At 65.4% G+C, this 16,987-nt stretch carries 16 protein-coding genes; 5 read left to right on the top strand and 11 right to left on the bottom strand.

The features are described 5' to 3' along the window. The first annotated feature begins 109 nt into the window (after positions 1–109). The gene (locus H8F01_RS09955) at positions 110–808 is read left to right on the top strand and encodes a glutathione binding-like protein (protein WP_187058867.1); all 699 of its coding nucleotides are present in this window, start codon (positions 110–112) and stop codon (positions 806–808) included. A 269-nt stretch (positions 809–1,077) separates the two neighbouring features. Further along, positions 1,078–3,351, top strand: coding sequence for a S9 family peptidase (locus tag H8F01_RS09950; RefSeq protein ID WP_187058866.1), 2,274 nt, complete (start codon positions 1,078–1,080; stop codon positions 3,349–3,351). A gap of 512 nt (positions 3,352–3,863) precedes the next feature. On the opposite strand, the gene H8F01_RS09945 is transcribed toward H8F01_RS09950, so the two are convergent. From H8F01_RS09945 to lptM, 8 genes are all read right to left on the bottom strand, one after another. Continuing rightward, the gene (locus H8F01_RS09945; protein WP_187058865.1) at positions 3,864–4,478 is read right to left on the bottom strand and encodes a hypothetical protein; all 615 of its coding nucleotides are present in this window, start codon (positions 4,476–4,478) and stop codon (positions 3,864–3,866) included. 36 nt (positions 4,479–4,514) lie between these two features. Then, positions 4,515–5,852, bottom strand: coding sequence for an ATP-dependent protease ATPase subunit HslU (gene hslU, locus H8F01_RS09940; RefSeq protein WP_187058864.1), 1,338 nt, complete (start codon positions 5,850–5,852; stop codon positions 4,515–4,517). 98 nt (positions 5,853–5,950) lie between these two features. Further along, complete coding sequence (gene hslV, locus H8F01_RS09935) at positions 5,951–6,484, bottom strand: ATP-dependent protease subunit HslV (protein ID WP_187058863.1); 534 nt, start codon at positions 6,482–6,484, stop codon at positions 5,951–5,953. 175 nt (positions 6,485–6,659) lie between these two features. Beyond that, positions 6,660–6,992, bottom strand: a complete 333-nt coding sequence (locus H8F01_RS09930) for a GlpM family protein (RefSeq protein ID WP_187058862.1) — start codon at positions 6,990–6,992, stop codon at positions 6,660–6,662. 8 nt (positions 6,993–7,000) lie between these two features. Next, the gene (gene xerC, locus H8F01_RS09925; RefSeq protein WP_187058861.1) at positions 7,001–7,888 is read right to left on the bottom strand and encodes a tyrosine recombinase XerC; all 888 of its coding nucleotides are present in this window, start codon (positions 7,886–7,888) and stop codon (positions 7,001–7,003) included. Positions 7,889–7,899: 11 nt separating this feature from the next. After that, positions 7,900–8,583, bottom strand: coding sequence for a DUF484 family protein (locus H8F01_RS09920; RefSeq protein WP_187058860.1), 684 nt, complete (start codon positions 8,581–8,583; stop codon positions 7,900–7,902). Between the two features lie 86 nt (positions 8,584–8,669). Continuing rightward, positions 8,670–9,503 (bottom strand): diaminopimelate epimerase, encoded by an 834-nt coding sequence (gene dapF / locus H8F01_RS09915; RefSeq protein ID WP_187058859.1) that lies wholly within the window; start codon positions 9,501–9,503, stop codon positions 8,670–8,672. Beyond that, positions 9,503–9,880 carry an LPS translocon maturation chaperone LptM gene (lptM, locus tag H8F01_RS21850; RefSeq protein WP_238481211.1) on the bottom strand — a complete coding sequence of 126 codons (378 nt, stop codon included), beginning with the start codon at positions 9,878–9,880 and terminating at the stop codon, positions 9,503–9,505. The genes dapF and lptM overlap by 1 nt, the downstream gene beginning before the upstream one ends. Positions 9,881–10,027: 147 nt before the next feature. Between lptM and H8F01_RS09900 the strand changes: the two genes are divergently transcribed. Next, on the top strand, positions 10,028–10,699 hold the full coding sequence (locus H8F01_RS09900; RefSeq protein WP_187058858.1) for a hypothetical protein: 672 nt from the start codon (positions 10,028–10,030) through the stop codon (positions 10,697–10,699). A gap of 1,126 nt (positions 10,700–11,825) precedes the next feature. On the opposite strand, the gene H8F01_RS09895 is transcribed toward H8F01_RS09900, so the two are convergent. Continuing rightward, positions 11,826–12,290 (bottom strand): GNAT family N-acetyltransferase, encoded by a 465-nt coding sequence (locus tag H8F01_RS09895; protein ID WP_425490097.1) that lies wholly within the window; start codon positions 12,288–12,290, stop codon positions 11,826–11,828. Positions 12,291–12,657: 367 nt separating this feature from the next. Here H8F01_RS09895 and H8F01_RS09890 point away from each other — a divergent pair, with 367 nt between their 5' ends. Continuing rightward, on the top strand, positions 12,658–14,142 hold the full coding sequence (locus H8F01_RS09890; protein WP_187058856.1) for a RimK family protein: 1,485 nt from the start codon (positions 12,658–12,660) through the stop codon (positions 14,140–14,142). 342 nt (positions 14,143–14,484) lie between these two features. Here H8F01_RS09890 and H8F01_RS09885 read toward each other — a convergent pair whose 3' ends face one another. Further along, positions 14,485–14,742, bottom strand: coding sequence for a hypothetical protein (locus tag H8F01_RS09885; protein ID WP_187058855.1), 258 nt, complete (start codon positions 14,740–14,742; stop codon positions 14,485–14,487). A gap of 156 nt (positions 14,743–14,898) precedes the next feature. Here H8F01_RS09885 and aroE point away from each other — a divergent pair, with 156 nt between their 5' ends. Continuing rightward, complete coding sequence (aroE, locus tag H8F01_RS09880) at positions 14,899–15,729, top strand: shikimate dehydrogenase (protein WP_187058854.1); 831 nt, start codon at positions 14,899–14,901, stop codon at positions 15,727–15,729. Positions 15,730–15,736: 7 nt separating this feature from the next. On the opposite strand, the gene H8F01_RS09875 is transcribed toward aroE, so the two are convergent. Next, a complete protein-coding gene (locus tag H8F01_RS09875) occupies positions 15,737–16,669 on the bottom strand; it encodes a hypothetical protein (RefSeq protein ID WP_187058853.1) in 933 nt (310 codons plus the stop codon). Between the last annotated feature and the right edge of the window lie 318 nt (positions 16,670–16,987).

Genomic DNA, 16,987 nt, shown 5'->3' with positions numbered 1-16,987 from the left:
GCACGGCGGCGGTTGACGGTGACCGCAACCGTGTCGGGTTGAATCCCAGCCTAGTGCCCCGAACATCAACAAATCGTCCGCCGCGCGTTACTTATCCACAGGAACCGTCATGATCGAGCTGCACTACTGGCCCACGCCCAATGGCCACAAAATCACGCTGTTTCTCGAAGAAGCCGGTATTCCATACACGATCAAGCCGGTGAACATCGGCAAGGGCGAGCAATTCCAGCCCGCGTTCCTCGCCATTTCGCCCAACAATCGCATGCCGGCCCTGGTGGATACCGCGCCCGCCGGCGGCGGGGATCCGGTGAGCGTGTTCGAGTCCGGTGCCATCCTGCAGTACCTGGCCGAGAAGACCGGCCGCTTCATGCCCACCGACGTGCGCGGGAAATACACGGTGCTGGAATGGCTGTACTGGCAGGTGGGCGGGCTGGGCCCGATGCTGGGCCAGAATCACCACTTCAACCGCTACGCGCCGGAGAAAATCCCTTACGCCATCGACCGCTACGTCAACGAGACGCGGCGCCTGTACGGCGTGCTGGACAAGCGGCTGGACGGGCGCGCCTTCATCGCCGGCAAGGACTACACCATTGCCGACATGGCCGCTTATCCGTGGATCGTGCCGTACGAGAACCAGGGCATGACGCTGGAGGAATTCCCGCATCTGAAGGCCTGGTTCGAGGCCATCCGCGAGCGACCCGCCACGAAGCGCGCGTATGCGCTGGGCGACGAGATCAAGGGCAAGTTCGACCTGAGCACGGATGAGGACGCGCGCAAGATCCTCTTCGGGCAGGGCGCGAAGCGCTGAGTTTTCCTTTCACCGCTATCCCCGCGAAAGCAGGGGTAGCGTGCTTCCTTGAGGCAAGCGGGAAGAGCGAAAGACGCTGGGTCCCTGCTTTCGCAGGGATGACGGAGAGGGACGATGCGCGCCACGGTGTCCTCATGAAGTTCGCCAGCGGAGCATCACCGCCGCCCACCCTTCACATATTCCCTTCAAAAACCGCTGGTTTCCCCGCGTGCAACGCGTTCTAATCGCCGCTTGTTCTTACGTACGACGCGTTGCCCAAGGAAGTATCCATGCGCGCCCTCTTCTTTGCCGCCCTGACGATGGTGGCCCTGCCGACCATGGCTGAAAAACTTACGATCGAACGCATCTTCGACGGCGGCAATCTGGCCGGCGCCGCTCCGCGCGGCCTGCAGATTTCGCCCGACGGCAGCCGGGTTACCTTCCTGCGCGCCAAGCCGGACGACCAGAACCAGCTGGACCTGTGGGAATACGAGCTCAAGGGTGGCAAGACGCGCCTGCTGGTGGATTCGAAGAAACTCGAGCCCAACGGCGAGCAGCTGTCGGATGCGGAAAAGGCGCGTCGCGAGCGCGAGCGCACCGCCGGCCTGCACGGCATCGTCAGCTACCAGTGGTCGCCCGATGGAAAGCAGCTGCTGATTCCCATCGGCGGCAAGCTCTACGTGTACGCACCGGGCACCTCCGACGCCGCACCGAAGCCGCTGGATGCCGGCGACAACGTGATCGATCCGAAGATCTCGCCCAAGGGCCACTTCGTGTCCTATGTGCGTGACCAGAACCTGTGGGTGATCGACCTGGCCACCGGCGAGGCGAAGCAGCTCACCCACGATGGCGGCGGCACCGTGCACAACGGTGAGGCCGAGTTTGTCGCCCAGGAAGAGATGGACCGCAGCAGCGGCTACTGGTGGGCGCCCGACGATTCCGCCATCGCCTTTGAGCGCTACGACGAATCCAAGGTGCCGGTGACCAAGCGCACCGAGCTCTACGCCGACCACACCGATGTGATCGACCAGCGCTACCCCGCCGCCGGCACGCCCAACGTGGCGGTGAAGCTGGGCCTGGTGTCGCCGGCCGGCGGCCAGCCGCGCTGGATCGACCTGGGCAAGGATCCGGACATCTACCTGGTGCGCGTGAACTGGCTGCCGGACGGCAAGCACCTCAGCTACCAGCGCATGCCGCGCAACCAGCAGAAGCTGGACCTGCGCCTGGTGGATGCGAAAACGCTCGCGCAGCGCACGCTGGTGTCCGAAACCAGTGACACGTGGATCAACCTCAACGACGACCTCACCTTCCTCAAGGACGGCAAGAGTTTCCTGTGGGGCAGCGAGCGCAGCGGCTTCCACCATCTGTACCTGTATGGCATCGATGGCACGCTCAAGCACGCCATCGATGAAGGCGAGTGGCCGATCGATGGCCTGCTGGCGGTGAACGAACACGCCGGCATGGTCTACGTCGCCTCGAACAAGGACGCCGTGCCGGAGAAGCAGATCTACGCGCTGAAGCTCGATGGCAGCACGTCGAAAGCCCCGCTGCGCATCAGCCAGGGCGCTGGCATGCATGGCGCCACCTTTGCGCCGGATGGCAGCTTCTACCTGGACAACTTCTCCAGCGTCGACACGCCGCCCCAGGTCAGCCTGCACAAGGCGGACGGCAGCCTGGTCACCTGGATCGAGCCGAACAAGCTCGACGACAAACACCCGTTCTGGCCCTACCGCGACAGCCTGATCAAGCCGGAATTCGGCACGCTCAAGGCCGCCGACGGGCAGATCTTGTACTACCGCCTGTACAAGCCGGCGGGCTTCGACCCGAACAAGAAATACCCGGTGTTCGACATGTACTACGGCGGCCCGCATGCGCAGATGGTCGCCAACCAGTGGGGCGATTACTTCAACCAGTACATGGCCAACCAGGGCTTCGTGGTGTTCACGCTCGACAACCGCGGCATGGCCCGGCGCGGTCGCCAGTTCGACAGCGTGATCTACCAGCAGCTCGGCGCGGCCGAGGTGGACGACCAGCTCGTCGGCATCCACTGGCTGAAGTCGCAGCCATGGGTGGATGGCCGCCATGTCGGTGTGTTCGGCTGGAGCTACGGTGGCTACATGACCACCATGATGCTGGCCAAGGCATCCGACGAACTGGCGGGTGGCGTGGCCGTGGCGCCGGTCACCAACTGGCGCCTTTACGACACCTTCTATACCGAGCGTTACCTGGGGCGCCCGCAGGACAACGATGCCGGCTACACCCGCAGCTCGCCGCTGGCGTGGCTGGATGGGCTGACCAGCAAGCTGTACCTGGTGCACGGCATGGCGGACGACAACGTGCTGTTCCTCAACTCCACCGAGCTGATGGCGGAGCTGCAGAAGCGCGGCACCCAGTTCCAGTTCATGGCCTACCCGGGCGCCAAGCATGGCCTGAACCTGCCGGGCCAGCGCAGCCACGTGTATCACCTGATCGAGAATTTCTTTCAGCAGCAGGTGAAGGGGGCTGCGGCGCCGGCTGCGACGAAGCCGGTGACCCAGCCAGCGGCGGCGACCACCACGCGGTGATGGTGTCGGCGAGCGCGCTTTGCTCCCTCTCCCCTTCGGGGAGAGGGCTGGGGTGAGGGGCGGGTGCTCGCGGGAACGCATCCTTCTTTAGCCGTCACCCTCTGCGGAGGCAGGGGTCCAGTGCTTTGCGCTGGGTCTTCGCGTGTAGCGTTGTCGCGACCTGGCCGCTTACGCAGCGGGCGTTCCGACCTCCTGCCGGAGGCCGGGTCACTTTCTCTTGCGTGCCCAAGAGAAAGTAACCAAAGAGAAGGGCACCCCATCGCGGCGCTGGCCGGTAGAGCCGGCCAGTGCGTGAGGGCCGGCCGGGCTTTTCGACGGGGCTCCTGCCCCGACGAAAAGTGCCGGGCTCCTGCCCGGCACCCCTGCGGGGCCTTCTCGTCCGCCCCTCACCGCCGCTCAAGGGGAGGGGTAGGTCAAGAGCCGAAGGCTCGTGCAGCTGCGCTGCACATCGCATCGCGGCGCAAAAAAAGGCCGCCTGAGGGGCGGCCTTTTCATTCAATCGAACAGCTATCTCATTGCGCGTGTCCCACGCCCGAGTCGCCCTGCTCCAGCGGCGGCGGGGTGCCGGCTACGGCGAGCAGTGAGGTGGCGTAGCCGTCCTCGATGCTGACCGTGGAGACCTCGTCCCACGAGAAGAACGACGCCTCGCGCAGCCATTCGGCGTCGGGGGAGATCTCCTGCATGTTGAAGCCGTCTTCTTCCACGCTGACCAGGCGGCCGATGTAGCAGACCTCTGCCTCGTCCTCGCTGTCCACGTGCACGCCGATCACCGGCGCCTGCGCGGCAGCGGCCTGGATCACGCTGCGGATGTCGTCCAGCGGGAACCCCCGCGGGGTGCGCGGCATCAGGTGTTTGAGGGCCAGCGCCTTCTCCATGAAGGGCGCGTGCTTGTCCGGTGCTTCCAGTTCGGACACGTCGCGATGGCGCATCACATACATGCCGTCATAGGTGATGCCGTCACCCACGACCCACAGCAGAAAGAATTCACGGCCCACACCGCCCACGTAACCGCAGAAGCTGCCGTGTTCGAGTTCGCCGCGCCACAACCGGATCAGCTGGTGGTTCTGCTGCGCTTCGCGAAGCTGGGCCCGCTGACCGGTGGTCTTCAGTTCAATCACATTTCCCATGGACAAAATTTTAGCAGCCCGGGGCTTTCCCCTTGTTTACAGGATGTAACGGCTCAGATCCTCGTCCTGGACGAGCGTTCCAAGGTTTTTGTCGACATATTCGGCGTCAATCACGTAGTTTTCGCCGGATTTGTCCGCAGCTTCGTAGGAGATCTTCTCCAGCAGGCGCTCCATCACCGTGTGAAGGCGGCGTGCACCGATATTCTCGGTACGTTCATTCACGTGAAACGCCACCTCGGCCAGGCGGTCGACGCCCGATTCGGTGAAAGTCACGCTCACGCCCTCGGTGCCCAGCAGCGCGATGTACTGCTTGGTCAAGGCGTTATGCGGCTCGCGCAGGATGCGCTTGAAGTCTTCCACCGACAGCGCCGACAGCTCCACGCGGATCGGCAGGCGACCCTGCAGCTCCGGAATCAGGTCCGACGGCTTGGCCAGCGAGAACGCGCCGGAGGCGATGAACAGCATGTGGTCGGTCTTGATCGGGCCGTACTTGGTCGACACCGTGGAGCCTTCCACCAGCGGCAGCAGGTCGCGCTGCACGCCTTCGCGGCTGACGCCGGCGCCGCCCCACTCGGAGCGCTGGGCGACCTTGTCGATCTCGTCGATGAAGACGATGCCGTTCTGCTCGGCCACCTGCATGGCCTGGGCGCGGACTTCCTCTTCGTTGAGCAGTTTGGCGGCTTCTTCCTCGATCAGCATCGGGCGGGCGGCCTTGATCGGCACCTTGCGCTGCTGGGTCTTGGCGCCGCCGATGTTCTGGAACATCTGGCGCAGCTGCTGGCCCATTTCCTCCATGCCCGGCGGCGACATGATTTCCACGCCGACGTTCATGGCGAAGTCCAGCTCGATCTCGCGATCGTCCAGCGCGCCCTCGCGCAGCTGCTTGCGCAGCTTCTGGCGGGTATCGCTCTGTTCGGCGCTGGGGGCGGCGTCGTGGGTCCAGTCGGTGGGCGTCTGGCGGCGCGGCAGCAGCGCGTCGAGGATGCGGTCCTCGGCGCGATCTTCCGCCTGCGTGCGCACGCGCTTCATGGCCTGCTCGCGAGTGAGCTTGTAAGCGACGTCGGCCAGGTCGCGCACGATGGACTCGACGTCCTTGCCCACGTAGCCCACCTCGGTGAACTTGGTGGCTTCCACCTTCACGAACGGCGCATTGGCCAGCGTGGCAAGGCGGCGGGCGATTTCGGTCTTGCCCACGCCGGTGGGGCCGATCATCAGGATGTTCTTGGGCGTGACTTCGTCACGCAGCGTCGGCTCGAGCTGCATGCGGCGCCAGCGGTTGCGCAGCGCAATGGCCACGGCGCGCTTGGCGTCGTGCTGGCCAATGATGTAGCGGTCGAGTTCGTTGACGATTTCGCGGGGTGTCAGTTCAGACATGGGATCACCGGAAGTTGGTTTTGAGCGTCATGCCAGCGCTTGCGCCCGTGGGCGGGGCAAGCCGGCATGACGACCACAAGGGCCGTCGCGCCGTGCGCTTACAGCTCCTCGATCGAGGTGTTGTGGTTGGTGTAGATGCAGATGTCGCCGGCAATCTTCAGTGCCCGCTCCACGATCTGGCGCGAATCCATCTCGGTGTTTTCCAGCAGCGCCAGGGCCGCCGACTGCGCGTACGGACCACCGGAGCCAATGGCAATCAAGCCGTGCTCGGGTTCCAGCACGTCGCCGTTGCCGGAGATCAGCAGGGAGGCATCCTTGTCGGCCACGGCGAGCATGGCTTCCAGGCGCCCCAGGCGGCGATCGGTGCGCCATTCCTTGGCCAGTTCTACGGCCGAGCGGGTCAGGTTGCCGCCGTGCTTGTCCAGCTTCTGCTCGAACAGTTCGAACAGGGTGAAGGCGTCCGCGGTGGCGCCGGCGAAGCCCGCCAGCACATTGCCCTTGCCCAGGCGGCGGATCTTACGGGCATTGGCCTTCATCACCGTGTTGCCCAGGGTGACCTGGCCGTCGCCACCGATCACGACCCGCCCGTTGCGGCGCACCGAGACGATGGTCGTGGCGTGAAAGGATTCCATGAGGGACTCCGTAAAGAGTGAATTCGCAAAAGGTGGGGCCGGGCGGGCGGAATCCAAGCGGTGAGGCAGTCGGACCCTTGTAGGAGCGCACTTGTGCGCGACCGCTGCGCCCTGCCGGTAACGCTCCGTCTGAGGTTGGGTCGCGCACAAGCGCGCTCCTACAGAAGGGCCCTGCCTACCGCCGGTTCCATGCCACGACAAGCATTGCCGCAACGGCGCACCACACCACCAGTGCCGACCCCAGCGCCGGCACCAGCCGCATGCGCCCGACCAGCCAGTACAGCGAGCCGAGATAGGCCAGGTAAGGCACCACTGCCCACATACCGAACGCGATGGTGGCGCGCAGATCGGCGGTGCCGCGTTCGCTGCCCACGATGTAGTGCGCCATCAGGGCAAAGGTGGGAAACAGCGGCAGCAGGCCGGCGATGTAGTAGTTGCGGGTGCGTGCGAGCAGGCCGATCAGCAACACCATCAGGGCGCCGATCAGCGACTTGATCAGCAGGTTCATCGCACCGGTCATTTGCGCTTGGCGCGCGGGTGGGCGGCGTCGTAGACGCGCGCCAGGTGCTGGAAATCCAGGTGCGTGTAGATCTGCGTGGTGGCGATGTCCGCGTGACCCAGCAGTTCCTGCACGGCACGCAAGTCGCCGGAGGATTCCAGCATGTGACTGGCGAAGGTATGCCGCAGCAGATGCGGATGGATACGCTTGGCCATGCCCTGCTGCAGCGCCAGCGTCTTCATGCGCAACTGCACGGTGCGCGGGCTGATCGGCGCGCCGCCGCGCCCCTTGAATACCGGCTGTTCCGGCAGCGTGCCTTCTGCCTCGCCCAGGGCGCGCAACGCGGTAACCGCGTGGCGACCCACGGGCACGATGCGCGTCTTGTTGCCCTTGCCGAGCACGCGCACTTCGCCCTGCGGCAGGTCCAGGTCGATCCAGCGCAGGCCGGTGAGCTCGGACAGGCGCAGGCCCGAGGAATAAAACAGTTCCAGCATGGCGCGGTCGCGCAGGTTCAATGCGCCGTCGGTCTGCGCCTCCACCAGCGAGGTGGCTTCGTCCACGTCCAGCACCTGCGGCAGCTTGCGGTGCACCTTGGGTCCGCGCACACCGGCCAGCGGATCGTGGTTGAGCAGGCCTTCGCGCGTGAGTTGGCGGAACAGGCTGCGGCAGGACGACAGCAGCCGCTGAAGGCTTTTGGGCGACAAGCCGGCGCGGTGTTCGGCGGCCACGAAGCCGCGCATGCGGTTGGGTTCGAGTGTGTCGAAGTGGGCGATGCCCTGCCCTTCCATCCAGCGCAGCAGCTTGGCCAGGTCACGGCGATAGCCATCCACCGTATGCGCCGACGCCTGTTTCTCTCCCGCCAGTCGGGCGAGCCAGGCGTCGACCTGATCTTGCGGACGGGACATGGCTGGCGCGCTTACAGCACTTCCTGCGAGCGATGCAGCGCAGCGGTCAGGGTGGCCGCGATCATCTTGAGGAACACCGTGCCCATCCCTGGCTGGAAATGGTCCGCGTCACCGCTGCCGATGGCAAGGATGCCGAACTCGCCCAGCGGCATCATGGCGGCGGAGCGGATCTCCGGCGCATGGTCGCCGAACAGGCGATACAGGCGTTCCGCCGACAGGCGACCGGCGACGGGTTCATGGTGGGCCAGGAAATCGGCGAACTCCGGTGCCTGCGAACGGCCACCCGGTACCTGCACCAGCCAGTCGGCGGGCGGCAGGTTGTTGGCGCCGAACAACATGAGGCGGACCTGATCGGTCTGGAAATCCTCCGACAGTCGCGCCACCACGCTGCGGGCCGCGACGGCCGGCGTGCCGGCGCGCAGCACCGCGATGTTGAGGTCGTGCACGCGCTGCATCAGCCGCTCGTTTTCCGCGGCGATGGTCTTGAGCGTGGCCAGCTGCTTTTCCAGCTCCGCGTTCTTCTCGCGCAGGCTCTGCAACTGATAGACCGCCAGCGAGGCGACCCGTCCCTGCTCGCGTGGCAAGGTGAGCTGCGCGGCGATATCGGGATAGTCGCTGAGAAACTCAGGATGGCGGCGCAAGTACGCCGCGACGTCGCTGGCGGAAAGCGTGTCTGCGGTGGCGGTGTCGGACATGTCTACCTCGGCGGAGTCGATGCGTCGCGGGCCCGAGTGTGCGACGCCCGGCTACTGCCTTTCAACCGGAACAGACAGAAAAGGCCTCAACCCCACCATTCGCCTTCGAAAACGAAGGCCGCCGGACCGGTCATCCACAGGGTGGCGCCCGGGCCAGCCCACTCGATGGAGAGCGTGCCACCGGGCAGGGTCACCTTGACCTGCGCGTCGACCTCGCCACGCAGTCGCAGCACGGCCATGGCGGCACAGGCGCCGGTGCCACAGGCAAGCGTCCAGCCGCTGCCACGCTCATGCACGCGCAGGTGCAGCTGGCCGCGATCGATCTGCTGCACGAAGCCGGCGTTGACGCCGTCCGGGAACCGCTCGTGCGCGGTCAGCAGCGGACCGAGGCGATCCAGCGATGGCGCCTGCAGGTCCGGCACCACCACCACAGCGTGAGGGTTGCCCATCGACAGCGAGCCGATCTGCAGCACGTCGCCGTCGACCTCGATGGCGTACTGAGTCGCCGTGGCGTCAGCGCGGAACGGAATGCTCGCCGGTTCCAGCTTCGGTACGCCCATGTCCACCGTGACTTCATTCGGTCCGGTAAGGCGCACCGTCACCGGACCGGAGGGGCTCTCCAGCCGCACCGTGTCGCCGATGGCCAGCTCGCCCGCACGATGCAGCCAGGCCGCCACGCAGCGCACGCCATTGCCGCACTGCCCTGCCGGCGAGCCATCGGCGTTCCACAGGCCGTAATAGAACGCACACGACGCATCGCGCGGCGGCTCGATGCTGATCAGCTGGTCAAAGCCCACGCCGGTGCGGCGATCCGCGATGGCGCGGATCTGCGCCTGCTCCAGCGGAAACGCACGCTGGCGGCAATCGACCATCACAAAGTCGTTGCCGATGCCGTGCATCTTGGAGAAGGCCAGCGTCATCACATGAACTTGCCGCCGGTGATCCGGCCGTTGGCATCCAGTTCGGCGAAATAGCGACTGTTGTTGCTGCGAAATTCGCGCGTGGCCACCGTGCCCGGCAGCACCAGCAGCACGTCCGGATAGGCGGCGCGGAACTGGTCGGGCGTGGGATGGGTGGCAATGAACGTGTCGAAAGCCGTCGTATCGGTCACGAAGCCATGCACAGGCGCAGGAGCTGCCACCGGGGTGGCCGTAGCGGCAGGTTTCACTGCGGGCGCCGCTGGCTTCACGGTCGCCGCCGGCGTGGCCTTGGGCATGTACAGCGGTCCCTTGTTGCCACAGCCGGCCAGCAGGGCGGAAATGGAGCACAGGGAAAGCAGCAGTAGGGATCGGCGCATGTCGGGGTATCCGGCGGGAACCCGGGCAGTATAGGCAAGCGCCGAAAACGTGGCGAGCGAGCGTTTAGCCCCGTCAACGGCCTGCCAGCCGCTATGATGCCGCCGTCGCCGCCGCACGCGGCCTACACGCACACAAGAAGTACGACGATGGACTGGACCGCGTTACTGCGTCTCCCTTCGACGATCCTGCTGATCCTGGCGGCGGTTGCCCTGCTGTTCACCCTGTTCCAGCTGGTAGCCCTGCGTCACCGGCTCGACCACGGGCAGCGGCTGGCGGCCGCCGGACGCGCCGTGCTGCTTCTTTTGGCCTTCGCCATCACCCTCGTGCTGACCGGCCTGGGTTTCTCGTTGCGGGGGTATCGGCTGCTCACCGAAGAAGCGCCGGTCGTGGATATCGATGCACGCATCCTCTCCCCGCAGCGCTGGCTGCTCGTGCTGCACTGGCCGGACGGCACCCTCCGCCGCGCCGAGGTGGATGGCGATGCATGGCGTGTGGAAGCGGTGGTGCTCAAGTGGAAAACGCCGCTATTGCCGCCGCTGTACCGGCTGGACCGCCTGTCGGGTCGTTATGACGATCCCAATGACGAGATGCATGCACCGCGCACGGTGATCGATTTCCGCGAGGCAGGTGATGTCGACCTGCTCGATCTGCACAAGCAATATCCGCGTTGGGTGCCGGACGTGGATGTGCTCTTCGGCAGTGGCGTGTATCTGCCGCTGGTCGATCAGGGGCATTACTCGGTGAGCCTGATGCGGACCGGGGCGTTGGTGGCGCGGCCGGATGAGGCCACGCAGCAGAAGATTGCGCAGCCGTTCTGACGGGGCGGTTGGAGGTTTAGTGCCTGCTCCCTCTCCCCATCGGGGAGAGGATTGGGGTGAGGGGTGGGTGCTCGCGGGAAGGCTTCCTTCTTTAGCCGTCACCCCAGCGAAGGCAGGGGTCCAGTGACTTTGCTCTTGGCCTTCGGGTTCTAGCGCTACGGTGACCTGGCCGCTTACGCAGCGGGCGTTCCGACCTCCTGCCGGAGGCCGGGTCACTTTTCTTTGCTTGCCCAAAGAAAAGTAACCAAAAGAAAAGGCACCCCCATCGCGGCGCTGGCCGGTAGAGCCGGCCAGTCCGTGAGGGTCGGCCGGGCTTTTCGACAGGACGTCCCTGTCCTGTCGAAAAGGGATCGGCATCCTTGCCGATCCCCCTGCGGGCCTCCTCGTCCGCCCCTCACCGCCGCTCAAGGGGGCGGGGAGGTCAAAAGCCGAAGGCTCGTGCAGCTGCGCTGCACATCGCGTCGCATGGTGCGACGGCGTATGGCTTGCCGGCTTGGCTTGTCTGTAGGAGCGCACCCTGTGCGCGACCACCTGACGGAGCGGTATCGACATGGCGCTGCGGTCGCGCACAAGGTGCGCTCCTACAGGGGTGTCTCGCACCGTGTGAAGCCCGTTTCTTTCTCGCCTCAGTGCTCACCCCAGTCCTCTCCCGAACGGGAGAGGACGAGCGACAGGGGATGTTCAACGTGAACGACCTAGTGGCATGGAAGGAAGGGCCGCGCAGCGGCACGACGCTCCGCGTTAAGTCCTCAGCGCTTCGGCGCGTTGCGAAGCGCTTGGAAGTACCCGCTGTGTAGAGGCGGAGGTTGCAAAGCAACACCGTTCCTCAACCGTTCGGGCTTATCCTATCGGCATGCTGCCAGCCTTTAAGGCCATTTTCTTTGGGTTACTTTTCTTTTGGGCCAGCAAAAGAAAAGTGACTCGGCCTCCGGCAGGAGGTCGAAACGCCTCCGCTGCGTAAGCGGCAACCTGGCGCCTGCGTGACTACCGAAGGCCGAGACCAAAGGCTCTGGATGACCCGCCCTTCGGCGGTTGAAAAGCGCCTCCCGCCTTCGCGGGAATGACGAGCAAAGGGCGAAGCGGCGGGATGACGGCTAAAGAACACAACGCCGAGAAGAACACCCCCTCAATCAATCACCTTCTCATATCGCCACGCATCCGCCCCATCCCCGTAATACCGCGCGTACCGCCCCATCCGGCGATACCCCAGCCGCTCGTACAAACGGATGGCATCCTCGTTGTCCGTGCGCACCTCCAGCCTCAACGCCGTGCAGCGCCGGCGCTCGGCCAGCTTTTCGGACGCCTCGAGCAGTGCCGACCCCACGCCCTTGCCGCGCGCTTCGGACTTGGTGGCGATGGAATACAGCCGCGCCACTTGGGTGCCCTTGCGGAAGAACACCACGGCGGTACCCAGGAAGTGGCGATGATTGGCGCTGGCCACGAGTACCTGGGCGCTTTCGCTGTCGAGGTGGCGGCGGTACTGGGCCCGGCTCAGGCGGTCAGTGGCGAAGCTGCTCTCTTCAAGGGCAACGAGGTCATCGAGATCGGAGAGTTCTGCACGCCGCACGCGTACGGCGGCGGTCGCGGGCATGGGTGTCATCAGGGGCGGTTCCGCTGGCGCGCAATGAAACAAGGCGCGCACTGTAGACCCCTCATCCCCCAGGGGCAACGATGACTTGTGGCGGATTTAAGAGCAGGTTCAATCTCCAGGCCGCGGTGATCGCAGGATGTAACGAAAAGGTGGATGTCCCGGCGCAACGGGGTGACGGAAGGCACCTGGGTCAGCCTGGCGTTCATGGGGTCCATGCCTTCGACAAGCTTAGTTTGAACCGCCTCTGAGTCCGCCTGATCTGCCGGCTTGTGTCGCGCAGCTCATCTGCGCACACTGCGCCACTTGCGCCGTGCCGCCCCGTTCTCCCGCGTGACGACACTCCTCGGTTCCATCTGACAGAGGTGTCATGACCCGTCTCGTCCTGGTTGTCGAGAAGGCCTCCGACTGGAGCGTCTACTACCCGTCTGCCGACGTGATCACGGCCATGGATTACCTGCGCGAACCTGTCGGCGTCGACGACGAGCGCACCCACGTCATCAACCTCTGCCGTAGCTACAAGTACCTGGGCACGGGCTACTACGTGTCGTTGCTGGCCGAAGCGCGCGGGCATCGCGTCATGCCGTCGGTGCGCACGGTGAACGACCTGCGCCGTCGCGCGCTGTATGGCCTGGAGATCGAGGATCTCAGCGCCAAGCTCACGCACTTCCTGCCGGCCGGGGGGCGCGACACCACCGACTTCGGCATCCTCGTGTATTTCGGGCAGACCTCTCAACCGGCGCTGCAGGACCTGGCTCGCCAGGTGTTCGAAATGTTCCCCTGCCCGTTGCTGCGCATCGAGTTCGAGCGTGATCGCGTGTGGCAGATCAGCGCCATCAAACCGGTGGGCCTGCATACGCTGGATGATGCGCAGGAGGATGCCTTCGCCGAGGAACTGGACCGCTTCAGCAAGAAGCTGTGGCGCAAGCCCAAGGCGCGCAAGCAGTTCCGTTACGACATTGCGATGCTGGTCGATCCGCACGAGGCCATGCCGCCGTCGAACAGGAAGGCGCAGAAGCTGTTCATTGCCGCGGGCAAGGAACTGGGCATTGAAGTCGACCCCATCGGCAAGAACGACTATCAGCGGCTGGCGGAATACGACGGCCTGTTCATCCGTGAAACCACCGCCAGCGACAACCACACCTATCGCTTCGCGCATCGCGCCGAACGCGAAGGCATGGTGGTGATGGACGATCCCACCTCCATCCTTCGCTGCACGAACAAGATCTTCCTCAACGACCTGATGGTGTCGCGCAAGCTCGCCGTGCCACGCACGGAGATCCTCTACCGCGACGACACCAAGGGGCTGAAGGAACTCGCAGCCAGGTTCGGCTATCCGCTGGTGCTGAAGATTCCCGATGGTTCGTTCTCGCGCGGCGTGGTGAAGGTGGAGAACGAGGCCGCGCTGACCAAGGCCACCAGCGAACTGTTCCAGCACAGTGCGTTGCTGCTGGCGCAGGAATTCGTGTACACGGAATTCGACTGGCGCATCGGCGTGCTCAACAACGAGCCGCTGTATGCCTGCAAGTACTTCATGTCGCGCGGCCACTGGCAGATCTACAACCATGGCGCGAAGGGCACATCGAAATCCGGCGAATCGGAAACCCTGCCCATCGAAAAGGCACCGGCTGACGTCGTCAAGCTGGCGCTCAAGGCCACGCAGGCGGTCGGCAATGGCCTGTACGGCGTGGACATCAAGCGCGTCGGCGACAAGCCGGTGGTGATCGAAGTGAACGACAACCCGTCCATCGATGCGGGCGTGGAAGACGAATACCTGGGCGAAGAGCTCTACCGGCGCATCATGCAGGAGTTCCTGCGGCGCATGGAGCTCAAGCGCGCGGGTGATGCGGACTGATGGACTGCTGACGGCGTCCTCACCCCCGGGGTAGGAGCGCACCCTGTGCGCGACCGCAGAGCATGTCGCTTGCCCAGTGTCGGGTGGCCGCCGAAGCGTTGTATCGCGATGATCAGGCGTTGAACAATGCCGAAGCGCTTTTGTCGCGCACAGGGTGCGCTCCTACAAGTCGTTGTGACCTGGCTGGCCAGTGGGGTGATTCCGGCAGCCCTTCCCTGGACTGCCGTCACGCGGGCGCGATCCGTTGCGCCGCCCCGGCAAGGTGCCCAGCCATCCCAGGCCATCGCACGGGGCCCCACGCCGCGACGGTCCGGTCGCGGCATCCACTGCCAAGTGAATTCGTCAGTTCCAGATGAGCTGTGAGGTGTTGCGGCGGCGGCCGCGCAGCACCAGGCCGAGCAGCTGGCGCGGCAGCGACGGTTCCAGTGCCAGCAACACCACCAACGGCGCGCCCACGAGCCAGAACGCAGGCGTCCAGCCGAGCGCGTCGTTGTGCACCGGCACCAGGGTGGTCAGCAGAAGGGCCGCGCCGCCCAGCAGCCACAGCAGGGCCGCGCCGAGCAGGCGTTCGTGATGGGCGATTCGGGTGGTCGGGCGCATGAGGGTGTTCCGTCATCGGGTGTGGGGTGGAGCGTGACCGGACGGGATCTCAAAACCTGCGATGCCTCACGCGATGCGGCCTGCGGGGCTAACATAGGCGGCCCGGCCGTGCCGGACCCCGCCCCAGCGCGGCAGCAACAGTCATCAGGAGCGTGCATGAGTGCAGGACAGTTCGCGGTGTTTGGCCACCCCATCAGCCATTCGTTGTCACCGCATATCCACCAGGCGTTTGCCCGCCAGTTCGGCATCGATCTGGAGTACCGCACCATCGACGCCGCCCCGGGCGAGTTCGAGGCGGCCGTGCGTCGTTTCTTTGCCGACGGTGGCCTTGGCGCGAACGTGACGCTGCCGCACAAGACGGCGGCCTTCGCCATGGCTGACGAGCGCAGCGATGCCGCGCAGCGCGCCGGCACCGCCAATGTGCTCACCCCGCTGCCGGGTGGCCGGCTCGCTGCCCACAACACCGATGGCGCCGGCATGGTGCGCGACATCACCGAACGCCACAGCGTGGACCTGCGCGGCCACACGGCCCTGCTGCTGGGTGCGGGTGGCGCGGCGCATGGCGTGGCGTGGTCGTTGCTCGACGCCGGCGTGGATACGCTGACCATCGTCAACCGCACGCCCGAAGCGGCCGACGCCCTGGCCGACGCCATCGGTGAACCCGCGCGGGCGCATACGCGCTACTGGGAAGATCTGGCCGACCTTGGCGCCTTTGACCTGATCGTCAACGCCACCTCTGCCGGCGTGCTGGGCAAGTCGCTGGACCTGCCGTTCGCCATCGTGGGCAATCGAGCACTCTGCTATGACCTCTCCTACGGCGTGGCAGCCACGGGCTTCCTCGCCTGGGCTCGCACCGCCAAGGCGCGCTACGCGTTCGACGGCCTGGGCATGCTGATCGAAACCGCCGCGGACGCCTTCGAGCTGTGGCACGGCAAGCGCCCGGACACCGACCCGGTCTATGCCGAGCTGCGCCAGCGGTACAGCTGACCGCGATTCAAAGATGCAGCGTGGCTGACAGCAGCATCGGCTGGTCGGTGTGTCCGGTGGGCGAATGGAACTCGTAGAGCAGCCGGTACTGGAAATCCACGCCGGTGCCGCGCCAGCGGGTGCTCCAGTTGAGCTGGGGGCCCACTCCCAGCGCATAGCCGCCGTTGCCGGAGGTATTGGCATTGGGCGGCAGATAGCCCGCCGCCGATGACGTCATCGGCGACACGTTCAACGGTTGCAGTGCGGCGGCCACGCCGCCGTACGACCAGCCGTTGGGCGCGCGCTGCATGACCAGGGCTTCAATGCGGCCGACCGCGCCGTTCTGGTAATAGGACACCGCCTGGCGCGAAAACGAACCTACGGCCACGATCACCGACGAATCCGCGTTCGATGCCGACACCACGCGCGTATAGGCCACCTTGGGCTTCATGGCCCACACGTCGCTGGCGCTGATATCGCCGTGGACGCCGCGCTCACGCGTGGCCGGCACGATCAGGCCCATGGACACGGAGACGCGATAGGACGAGCCGATCTGGTAGCTCGTGGTCAACGGCGAAAGAACCACTCCCACGACTCCGGCAGTCTGCGCCGAGCCCGGGGACCCGGTGCCCACCGCCAGAAGAGGCAGCCCTACCGCGTACGATTCGGCAATCAATGACGTGAAGTGCCAATGTCCCTGCGATGACCCCCACTGCTGAATGGGCGTGGCGGCAAACAGGCCGGACCATCCGGCTGCCATGACGGGCGGCGGGCTTGGGTAGTCGGGGGCCGTCGGGTTCGTCGCGAGCGGCAGGGACTGTCCGGGGACCGGTGGAAGGCTGGCGTAGGGATAGCCGACTCCGTCGCCTTCATGGTGACCGGCGTCGTCCTTCTGCGCGCACACCAAGGCCGGCCATGCCAGCACCACCAGCGTCACGGCGATACGCCACCACGTGCACATAACGGTTTCCCCAGCACACGAAGCCCGACCACACCCGCATAGCGGCGCGCCACGAACCATCGGCAACGCAGACGGTAAGGGCACGTCGGCAGAGGTGACTGGTTTACCGATTAACGCACACGCACCGTCAACCGCCCGTGCAAACGATGGCGTGACCGCCTTTACACGTGACGCAAGAACGTCAGCCGCCCGCAAGAAAGTGCTTTGCCTGACGTTTTCTTCACGACGGGTCGACGGCATCACCATGAATGGGCGTATGGACGTCCGTACAACATCCGAACGTGCTAGCGTGCGCCGCGCAGGGGGGCACATTGCGGG

Origin of the sequence: Dyella telluris (assembly GCF_014297575.1) — a bacterium.
GTDB lineage: Bacteria > Pseudomonadota > Gammaproteobacteria > Xanthomonadales > Rhodanobacteraceae > Dyella > Dyella telluris.
Note: the sequence above shows the minus strand (reverse complement) of the source record. Positions and strands in the feature narration are given on the sequence as shown.

Excerpts from the sequence above, each read along its gene's own strand:
- H8F01_RS09955 (WP_187058867.1), top strand. The coding sequence starts at position 110 with ATGATCGAGCTGCACTACTGGCCCACGCCCAATGGCCACAAAATCACG.
- H8F01_RS09950 (WP_187058866.1), top strand. The coding sequence starts at position 1,078 with ATGCGCGCCCTCTTCTTTGCCGCCCTGACGATGGTGGCCCTGCCGACC.
- H8F01_RS09945 (WP_187058865.1), bottom strand. The coding sequence starts at position 4,478 with ATGGGAAATGTGATTGAACTGAAGACCACCGGTCAGCGGGCCCAGCTT.
- hslU (WP_187058864.1), bottom strand. The coding sequence starts at position 5,852 with ATGTCTGAACTGACACCCCGCGAAATCGTCAACGAACTCGACCGCTAC.
- hslV (WP_187058863.1), bottom strand. The coding sequence starts at position 6,484 with ATGGAATCCTTTCACGCCACGACCATCGTCTCGGTGCGCCGCAACGGG.
- H8F01_RS09930 (WP_187058862.1), bottom strand. The coding sequence starts at position 6,992 with ATGAACCTGCTGATCAAGTCGCTGATCGGCGCCCTGATGGTGTTGCTG.
- xerC (WP_187058861.1), bottom strand. The coding sequence starts at position 7,888 with ATGTCCCGTCCGCAAGATCAGGTCGACGCCTGGCTCGCCCGACTGGCG.
- H8F01_RS09920 (WP_187058860.1), bottom strand. The coding sequence starts at position 8,583 with ATGTCCGACACCGCCACCGCAGACACGCTTTCCGCCAGCGACGTCGCG.
- dapF (WP_187058859.1), bottom strand. The coding sequence starts at position 9,503 with ATGACGCTGGCCTTCTCCAAGATGCACGGCATCGGCAACGACTTTGTG.
- lptM (WP_238481211.1), bottom strand. The coding sequence starts at position 9,880 with ATGCGCCGATCCCTACTGCTGCTTTCCCTGTGCTCCATTTCCGCCCTG.
- H8F01_RS09900 (WP_187058858.1), top strand. The coding sequence starts at position 10,028 with ATGGACTGGACCGCGTTACTGCGTCTCCCTTCGACGATCCTGCTGATC.
- H8F01_RS09895 (WP_425490097.1), bottom strand. The coding sequence starts at position 12,290 with ATGCCCGCGACCGCCGCCGTACGCGTGCGGCGTGCAGAACTCTCCGAT.
- H8F01_RS09890 (WP_187058856.1), top strand. The coding sequence starts at position 12,658 with ATGACCCGTCTCGTCCTGGTTGTCGAGAAGGCCTCCGACTGGAGCGTC.
- H8F01_RS09885 (WP_187058855.1), bottom strand. The coding sequence starts at position 14,742 with ATGCGCCCGACCACCCGAATCGCCCATCACGAACGCCTGCTCGGCGCG.
- aroE (WP_187058854.1), top strand. The coding sequence starts at position 14,899 with ATGAGTGCAGGACAGTTCGCGGTGTTTGGCCACCCCATCAGCCATTCG.
- H8F01_RS09875 (WP_187058853.1), bottom strand. The coding sequence starts at position 16,669 with ATGTGCACGTGGTGGCGTATCGCCGTGACGCTGGTGGTGCTGGCATGG.